This is a genomic window from Mycobacterium sp. NGS69, assembly GCF_059812165.1.
The window spans coordinates 210,503-219,107 of sequence record NZ_JCALCD010000009.1; the positions used below are offsets into that span (position 1 = coordinate 210,503).

Annotated in this window: 8 protein-coding genes; 3 read left to right on the forward strand and 5 right to left on the reverse strand. The window is 67.7% G+C overall.

The features are described 5' to 3' along the window. The 4 genes from AC5Y2S_RS24815 to AC5Y2S_RS24830 form a co-directional block, all read right to left on the reverse strand. Complete coding sequence (locus AC5Y2S_RS24815) at positions 1-750, reverse strand: succinate dehydrogenase/fumarate reductase iron-sulfur subunit (RefSeq protein ID WP_499902881.1); 750 nt, start codon at positions 748-750, stop codon at positions 1-3. Then, positions 750-2,666, reverse strand: a complete 1,917-nt coding sequence (locus AC5Y2S_RS24820) for a fumarate reductase/succinate dehydrogenase flavoprotein subunit (RefSeq protein ID WP_499958980.1) — start codon at positions 2,664-2,666, stop codon at positions 750-752. Before AC5Y2S_RS24820 ends, AC5Y2S_RS24815 begins: the two co-directional genes overlap by 1 nt. Positions 2,667-2,708: 42 nt before the next feature. Next, complete coding sequence (sdhC, locus tag AC5Y2S_RS24825) at positions 2,709-3,536, reverse strand: succinate dehydrogenase subunit SdhC (RefSeq protein ID WP_499902883.1); 828 nt, start codon at positions 3,534-3,536, stop codon at positions 2,709-2,711. 89 nt (positions 3,537-3,625) lie between these two features. Next, positions 3,626-3,922: an Rv0250c family protein gene (locus AC5Y2S_RS24830; protein ID WP_499958981.1), complete on the reverse strand. Its 297-nt coding sequence runs from the start codon at positions 3,920-3,922 to the stop codon at positions 3,626-3,628. Between the two features lie 93 nt (positions 3,923-4,015). Here AC5Y2S_RS24830 and AC5Y2S_RS24835 point away from each other — a divergent pair, with 93 nt between their 5' ends. Next, positions 4,016-4,774 carry an isocitrate lyase/PEP mutase family protein gene (locus tag AC5Y2S_RS24835; protein WP_499958983.1) on the forward strand — a complete coding sequence of 253 codons (759 nt, stop codon included), beginning with the start codon at positions 4,016-4,018 and terminating at the stop codon, positions 4,772-4,774. Positions 4,775-5,010: 236 nt separating this feature from the next. Here AC5Y2S_RS24835 and AC5Y2S_RS24840 read toward each other — a convergent pair whose 3' ends face one another. Next, complete coding sequence (locus AC5Y2S_RS24840) at positions 5,011-5,451, reverse strand: Hsp20/alpha crystallin family protein (RefSeq protein WP_499958984.1); 441 nt, start codon at positions 5,449-5,451, stop codon at positions 5,011-5,013. A 214-nt stretch (positions 5,452-5,665) separates the two neighbouring features. Between AC5Y2S_RS24840 and nirB the strand changes: the two genes are divergently transcribed. Both nirB and nirD read left to right on the forward strand, forming a co-directional pair. Further along, positions 5,666-8,230 carry a nitrite reductase large subunit NirB gene (gene nirB, locus AC5Y2S_RS24845; protein ID WP_499958986.1) on the forward strand — a complete coding sequence of 855 codons (2,565 nt, stop codon included), beginning with the start codon at positions 5,666-5,668 and terminating at the stop codon, positions 8,228-8,230. A gap of 13 nt (positions 8,231-8,243) precedes the next feature. Continuing rightward, the coding region (nirD, locus tag AC5Y2S_RS24850; protein WP_499902888.1) for a nitrite reductase small subunit NirD at positions 8,244-8,605 on the forward strand (362 nt) is incomplete at its 3' end.

Sequence of the window (8,605 nt, forward strand, 5' to 3'; positions counted from 1 at the left end):
CTAGCCGCGGCGGAACAGCTTGTTGCCCAGCCAAACCACGGGGTCGTACTTGCGGTCGGCGACCCGCTCTTTCATCGGGATCAGCGCGTTGTCGGTGATCTTGATGTTCTCGGGGCACACCTCGGTGCAGCACTTGGTGATGTTGCAGTAGCCCAGGCCGTGCTCTTCCTGCGCCTGGTTGCGCCGGTCCAGCGTGTCCAGCGGGTGCATCTCCAGCTCGGCGATGCGCATCAGGTAGCGCGGCCCGGCGAACGCCTTCTTGTTCTCCTCGTGGTCGCGGACCACGTGGCAGACGTTCTGGCACAGGAAGCACTCGATGCACTTGCGGAACTCCTGCGAGCGCTGCACGTCGACCTGCGCCATCCGGTACTCGCCCGGCTGCAGGTCCTTGGGCGGCGCGAAAGACGGTATCTCGCGGGCCTTTTCGTAGTTGAACGAGACGTCGGTCACCAGGTCGCGGATCACCGGGAACGTCCGCAGCGGCGTGACGGTCACGACCTCGTCCTCGGCGAACGTGGACATCCGGGTCATGCACATCAAGCGGGGGTAGCCGTTGATCTCCGCCGAGCACGAGCCGCACTTGCCGGCCTTGCAGTTCCACCGCACCGCGAGGTCGGGCGTCTGGGTCTGCTGCAGGCGATGGATGATGTCGAGCACCACCTCGCCCTCGTTGACCTCGACGGTGAAGTCCTCCAGCGCGCCGCCGGCCTCGTCGCCGCGCCACACCCGCATGGTCGCGTTGTAGGTCATCAGCCTCTCCGTCCTGGGTGGTCGGCCAGTTCTCCGTCGGTGTAGTACTTCTCCAGCTCGGAGATCTCGAAGAGCTCCAGCAGATCGGGCCGCATCGGCACCTGGTCCTCGCGCGTGATGCTGATGTCGGGCAGCACCTCGTCGCCGCCGGACGCCCGGCAGACCAGCAACACCTTGCGCCAGGACGAGTCCATCGACGGGTGATCGTCGCGGGTGTGCCCGCCGCGGCTCTCGGTGCGCTCCAGCGCGGCCTTGGCCACGCACTCGCTGACCAGCAGCATGTTGCGCAGGTCGATGGCCAGGTTCCAGCCGGGGTTGTACCGCCGCTGCCCCTCGACGTGGATGTTCTTGAACCGCTCGCGCAGTTTGTCGAGCCGGCCGAGGGCCTCGGAGATCTCCTCCGCCTTGCGGATGATGCCGACCAGATCGTTCATCGACTGCTGCAGTTCCAGCTGCAGGGTGTAGGGGTTCTCGGCCGCGGCGCCGTTCGTCGGTCCCTCGAAGGGCGCGAGCGCGCGCTGGGCCGCCGTCTCGACGGCGTCCTCCGCGACCGTCGGGCGGCTGCTCAGCGCCCGCACGTAGTCGGCCGCCCCCAAGCCGGCGCGCCGGCCGAACACCAGCAGGTCCGACAGCGAGTTGCCGCCCAGCCGGTTGGAGCCGTGCATGCCGCCCGAGCACTCGCCGGCCGCGAACAGGCCGGGGACGGTGGCCGCGCCGGTGTCGGCGTCGACCTCCACGCCACCCATCACGTAGTGGCAGGTGGGCCCGACTTCCATTGGCTCCTTGGTGATGTCGACCCCGGCCAGCTCCTTGAACTGGTGGTACATCGACGGCAGCCGCCGCTTGATCTCGTCGGGCGTCAGCCGGGACGCGATGTCGAGGTACACGCCGCCGTGTGGGCTGCCCCGGCCGGCCTTGACCTCCGAGTTGATCGCGCGCGCGACCTCGTCGCGCGGCAGCAGGTCCGGGGTGCGGCGGGCCGAGTCGTTGTCCTTGAGCCACTGGTCGGCCTCTTGCTCCGTTTCGGCGTACTGGCCCTTGAACACCGGCGGGATGTATTCGAACATGAAGCGCTTGCCGTCGGAGTCCTTCAGCACCCCGCCGTCGCCGCGCACACCCTCGGTGACCAGGATCCCCTTGACGCTCGGCGGCCACACCATGCCGGTCGGGTGGAACTGGACGAACTCCATGTTGATCAGCGACGCGCCCGCCCGCAAGGCCAGCGCGTGCCCGTCACCGGTGTACTCCCAGGAGTTCGAGGTGACCTTGAACGACTTGCCGATGCCGCCGGTGGCCAGCACCACGGCCGGCGCCTCGAACAGGACGAAGTTGCCGCTCTCGCGCCAGTAGCCGAACGCCCCGGCGATCCTGTCGCCGTCCTTGATCAGTTCGGTGATGGTGCACTCGGCGAACACCCGGATGCGCGCCTCGTAGTCGCCGACTTCGGCGTAGTCCTCCTGCTGCAGCGAAACGATCTTCTGCTGCATGGTGCGGATCAGCTCCAGGCCGGTGCGGTCACCGACGTGCGCCAGCCTCGGGTAGGTGTGCCCGCCGAAGTTGCGCTGGCTGATCTTGCCGTCCTTGAGGCGATCGAACAGCGCGCCGTAGGTTTCCAGCTCCCAGACGCGGTCCGGGGCCTCCTTGGCGTGCAGCTCGGCCATCCGCCAGTTGTTGAGGAATTTCCCGCCGCGCATGGTGTCGCCGAAGTGGGTCTTCCAGTTGTCCTTGGGGTTGGTGTTGCCCATGGCTGCCGCGCAGCCGCCCTCGGCCATCACCGTGTGGGCCTTGCCGAACAGGGACTTGGACACCACCGCGACCTTCAGGCCCCGCTCGCGCGCCTCGATGACCGCCCGCAATCCCGCGCCGCCGGCGCCGATGACGACTACGTCGTAGGCGTGCCGCTCGACCTCAACCATGAAACCTCGCTCAGCTCTCTCTATAATCGGCGAAATGGCTTGTCAGCCAACAAATCTCAGGTCGCCAATGGTGCCGCTGGCCACCAGCGCGATGTAGAAGTCGGTGAGCATCAGGGTGCCCAGCGTGATCCACGCGAACAGCTTGTGCCGGGTGTTGATGGCGCTGACCTTGGTCCAGATCCAATACCGCACAGGGTTCTTGGAGAAGTGCTTGAGCCGCCCGCCGGTCACGTGCCGGCACGAATGGCAGGACAGCGTGTAGATCCACAGCATGATGACGTTGCCGAGCAGGATCAGGTTGCCCAGGCCGAAGCCGAATCCACCGGGCCCGCTGTCGGAATGGAACGCGACGATCGCGTCATAGGTGTTGATCACCGAGATGATGCCGGCGATATAGAAGAAGTAGCGGTGGGTGTTTTGGACGATCAGCGGGAACTTGGTCTCGCCGGTGTAGTGCACGCGGGGCTCGGCCACCGCGCAGGCGCTGGGCGACTGCCACACCGTGCGGTAGTAGGCGCCCCGGTAGTAGTAGCAGGTCAGCCGGAACAGCAGCAGGAACGGCAGCGACAGCGCCGCGTAGGGCAGCCACCAGACGTCGGGCAGGAACTGGGGCCAGATGTCGCCGGCCTCACCGCAGGCCTTGCTGACGCATGGCGAGTAGAACGGCGTCAGGTAGTGGTACTTCGGGACGAAGAAGTAATCCTGCTGGAACGCCCGCGCCGTCGCGTAAATGACGAAAGCCGCGAAGCCCAGGTCGATGCGCAACGGCGACATCCACCACCGGTCGGTGCGTAGGGTCCGCTGCGGGATGCGGGCGCGTGTGGGTGAAAAGACACCGGACGCAGGACGGTTCGCCGTAGGTGCGCTCATCTAGTGTTCCTCTTCGAACGGGCTGTCTGTCGAAGGGTACACAGAGCAAACCCCCTGTTTCGCGGGGGGCTTGAAGTTGTCCGAGGTTGTCAGGACCTGTTGTGACCCCCGACACCCTCGTCGTCGACATCGCGCCAGAAATCGGTGTCGTACTGGGTGTCGGGAATGACGATCTTCTCGCCGGACTGCTGCACCGTGGCGCGGTCCAGGTCCAACTCGGAGACGTCGGTGTCGAGCAGTTCGACGTCGGACAGGATCCGGTCGGCGTCGATGACGATGCGGCGCATCGCCGGGTTGTCGCCGTACCGCGCCCGCAATGAGCTCACGCACCGCCGCAGGCCACCGATGAGGTCGTGCAGTTCGGCGAGTTCAGTCGTGGTGCTCAACGGATCTCCTACTACTTCTCCGGGCGCAGACGGTGTTGCGGATCACAGTACGCCCTCGATAGTAGCGATCGTCGCGGCCTAATGTCGGACACCATGACAGGCCAAACCACCGCCGAGCGCGCCACGGCCCTGCTCGACCTGCACCGGCCGGGCGACCCGGTGATCCTGCCGACGGTGTGGGACGCGTGGTCGGCCCGCCTGGCCGCCGACGCGGGATTCGCCGCGCTGACCGTGGGCAGCCATCCACTCGCCGACTCGATCGGCAAGCCGGACGGCGAGGGCATGTCGTTCGACGACGTGCTGACCCGGGTCGCCCAGATCACCGCCGCGGTCGACGTCCCGGTGTCGGTGGACATCGAATCGGGGTACGGGCAGCCGCCGACCCGCCTGATCGAAGGCCTGCTGGGCGTCGGCGCCGTCGGGCTGAACATCGAGGACACCGTGCACTCGGAGGGCAGGCGCCTGCGCTCCGCGGCCGAGCACGCCGAGCTGGTGGCGGCGCTGCGCTCGGCCGCCGACGCGGCCGGCGTGCACGTCGTGATCAACGCGCGCACCGATCTGTTCCTGCGGCGCGACGGTGACGAGGCCGACCGCGTCGAGCGGGCGGTGGCGCGGCTGACCGAGGCTGCCGCCGCGGGCGCCGACGTCCTCTACCCGGTGGGCTACCACGACCCGGAAACGTTGCGGCGCTTGGCCGCCGAGCTGCCGCTGCCGATCAACGCGTTCGCGCTGCCCGACCAGGACGACCCGGCGTCGTTCGGCCCGCTCGGCGTCGCCCGGGTCAGCTTCGGGCCGTTCCTGCAGGCCGCGCTGGCGGCCCGGGCCAAGGAGCTGCTGGCCCGCTGGGCCTGAAGCTCTCGGCACGGCGGGCCGCTTGAGGGTGAATCCTGGGCATTGAGCGTGAAGCCAGGGCTTTCGCGGTGAAGCCAGGGCGGGGATTCGGCAGCTTTCCCGCCCACCCTTCACACCCAGCGCCGTGGCTTCACACCCAAAGCCCGCGCTTCACAGGCAAAGCCCTGGCTTCACACGCGAATCCGGCGAGGCCGTCCAGAATTGGCGCGGCCCCGCCGGATTGATCTGTCGCGGAATTACTTGGTGATCGCGATGCGCTGCGGCTGGGTTCCGGCGTAGGCGCCGGCGACCCGCACGGTCAGCACGCCGTCGTCGTAGGAGGCGCTGATGGCCTCGCCGGTGACGTGCGTCGGCAACTGGAACGACCGGCGGAAGGATCCGTACCGAATCTCCCGCAGCGTGCGGCCGTTCGATTCCTCCGCGTGCTCGTCGCGGTGTTCGCCATGGATGACCAGCCGGCCCTTGTCGACCTCGACGTTGACATCCTTCTCTACGTCGACGCCCGGCAGTTCCAGGCGGACCACCGCGTCATCGCCGTCCTTGACGATTTCGGCGGCTGGGGTGAAGCCGCTGCTCACCGGCTTGACCCAGTCGGTCGCCGCGGCGGGTCCGAAGAAGTCGCGCACCCAGCGGTCGGTGTCCCAGGCCGGTCGCGACCACAATGCGAGGTTGCTCATGGGGATCTCCTTATGCTTCATTGTGAGTTTGCTGTGACCGGCGCCTTACCGGCCGGCTATTTCTACAAACATGAGTCGACCACGCTAAAGTTCCTCTCGGGCGTTCGCCCGCGGCGAACAGTTTCACAGCCGTCGTTGTGAGGTGTGAGCACGCCGTCATGTGGGTGTCATATTCAGCGATTCCGAGTTAATTTCCCGCCCCTACCCTCATGGCATGGCCCAATCCGAAACCTGGTGCGCGGATAGTGTTGCGCGTCACGTCATTGTGGTCGGGCACGGCATGGTCGGCCACCGGCTGGTCGAGGCGCTGCGCGCCCGCGACACCGAAGGGCGTTGGAGCATCACGGTTTTGGCAGAGGAAGCCGACGCCGCCTACGACCGTGTCGGTTTGACCTCCTACACCGAAAGCTGGGACCGGCAACTGCTGGCGCTGCCCGGTAACGACTATGCCGGCGACGACCGGGTCCGGCTGCTGCTGAACGCCCGCGTCACCGAAATCGACCGCGACACAAAGACCGTGGTCACCGCCGACGGTCAACGGCACGGCTACGACGCCCTGGTGCTGGCCACCGGGTCCTATGCGTTCGTCCCGCCCGTGCCCGGCCACGAGTTGCCGCAGTGCCACGTCTACCGCACGCTCGACGACCTCGACGCGATCCGCGCCGACGCCCAGCGCACGGTTCAGGCCGGCCACGCCACCGCGGGGGTGGTCATCGGCGGCGGCCTGCTGGGGCTCGAGGCCGCTAATGCGCTGCGCCAGTTCGGGTTGCAGACGCACGTCGTCGAGATGATGCCGCGGCTGATGGCCCAGCAGATCGACGAGGCCGGTGGCGCGCTACTGGCCAGGATGGTCACCGAACTCGACATCGCCGTTCATGTGGGGACGGGCACCGAATCGATCGAAGCCGTCGCGCATCCGGACGGCTCGACGTCGGCGCGGGTGCGCCTGACCGACGGTGAGCTGATCGACGCCGGCGTGGTGATCTTCGCGGCCGGCATCCGGCCGCGCGACGAGCTGGCGGCGGCCGCCGGGCTTGCGCGGGGCGAGCGGGGCGGTGTGCTCACCGATTTGTCCTGCCGGACAAGCGATCCCGACATCTACGCGATCGGTGAGGTCGCGGCGATCGGCGGGCGGTGCTACGGCCTGGTCGGCCCCGGCTACACCTCGGCCGAGGTGGTGGCGGACCGGCTGCTGGACGGCGCCGCGGAATTCGGCGAAGCGGACCTGTCGACCAAGCTCAAGCTGCTCGGCGTCGACGTCGCCAGCTTCGGCGACGCGATGGGCGTGACCGAGAACTGCCTCGAGGTCGCCATCAACGACGCGGTGAACCGGACCTACGCCAAGCTGGTGCTGTCCGACGACGCCAAGACCCTGCTCGGCGGGGTCCTGGTGGGCGACGCCTCGTCGTACGGGGTGCTGCGGCCCATGGTGGGCAGCGAGCTGCCGGGCGATCCGCTGGCGCTGATCGCGCCGGCCCAGGCCGATGGCGCGCCGGGCCTCGGCGTGGGGGCGCTGCCCGATTCGGCGCAGATCTGCTCGTGCAACAACGTCACCAAGGGTGATCTGAAGGGCGCGATCGCCGGCGGTTGCGCCGATGTGCCGGGGCTGAAGTCGTGCACGGCCGCGGGCACCTCGTGCGGGTCGTGCGTGCCGCTGCTCAAGCAGCTGCTGGAAGCCGAGGGCGTGGAACAGTCCAAGGCGCTGTGCGAGCACTTCAGCCAGTCGCGGGCGGAGCTTTTCGAGATCATCACCGCCACCGAGATCCGGACGTTCTCGGGACTGCTGGAGCGCTTCGGCCGCGGAAAGGGTTGCGACATCTGCAAACCGGTGGTCGCGTCGATCCTGGCGTCCACCGGCTCGGACCACATCCTCGAGGGCGAGCAGGCCTCGCTGCAGGACTCCAACGACCACTTCCTGGCCAACATCCAAAAGAACGGGAGCTACTCGGTGGTCCCGCGGGTTCCCGGCGGTGACATCAAGCCGGAGCACCTGATCCTGATCGGCCAGATCGCCCAGGACTTCGGGCTGTACACCAAGATCACCGGCGGCCAGCGGATCGACCTGTTCGGCGCCCGCGTGGACCAGCTGCCGCAGATCTGGAAGCGGCTCGTCGACGGCGGCATGGAATCCGGGCATGCCTATGGCAAGGCCCTGCGCACCGTGAAGAGCTGCGTGGGCAGCGACTGGTGCCGCTATGGCCAGCAGGATTCGGTGCAGCTGGCCATCGATCTGGAGCTGCGGTACCGCGGGCTGCGCGCGCCGCACAAGATCAAGCTCGGCGTCTCCGGTTGCGCCCGCGAATGCGCCGAGGCGCGCAGCAAGGACGTGGGCGTCATCGCCACCGAAAAGGGTTGGAATCTCTACGTCGGCGGCAACGGCGGCATGACGCCCAAGCACGCCCAGCTGCTGGCCAGCGATTTGGACACCGAGACCCTGGTCCGCTATGTCGACCGGTTCCTCATGTACTACATCCGGACGGCCGACCGGCTGCAACGCACCGCGCCGTGGGTCGAATCGCTGGACGGCGGCCTGGATCACGTCCGCGAGGTCGTGTGCGACGACTCCCTGGGCTTGGCCGACGAATTCGAGGCCGCGATGGAGCGGCATGTGCAGAACTACAAGTGCGAATGGAAGGGCGTGCTGGAGGACCCGGACAAGCTGTCGCGGTTCGTCTCCTTCGTCAACGCCCCCGACGCCGTCGATTCGACGGTGACGTTCACCGAACGCGCTGGGCGCAAAGTGCCTGTGCCCATTGGCATGCCGCGGGTCCGGTCGTAATCAAGGAGACACGATGACACTTCTCAACGACGCTCAAGACATTCAGGTGTGGACGACCGCCTGCCACTACGACCGCCTGATTCCCGGGCGCGGCGTCGGGGTTCTGCTCGACGACGGTTCGCAGGCGGCGCTGTTCCGGCTGGACGACGGGTCGGTGCACGCGGTCGGCAACGTCGACCCGTTCTCTGGAGCGGCCGTGCTGTCGCGGGGGATCGTCGGGGACCGCGGCGGCCGGGTCACCGTCCAATCACCCATCCTCAAGCAGGCTTTCGCGCTGGAGGACGGGTCCTGCCTCGACGATCCGCGGGTGTCGGTGCCGGTCTACCCGGCGCGCGTCACGCCCGACGGCCACATCCAGATCGCGCGGTTCGCCGC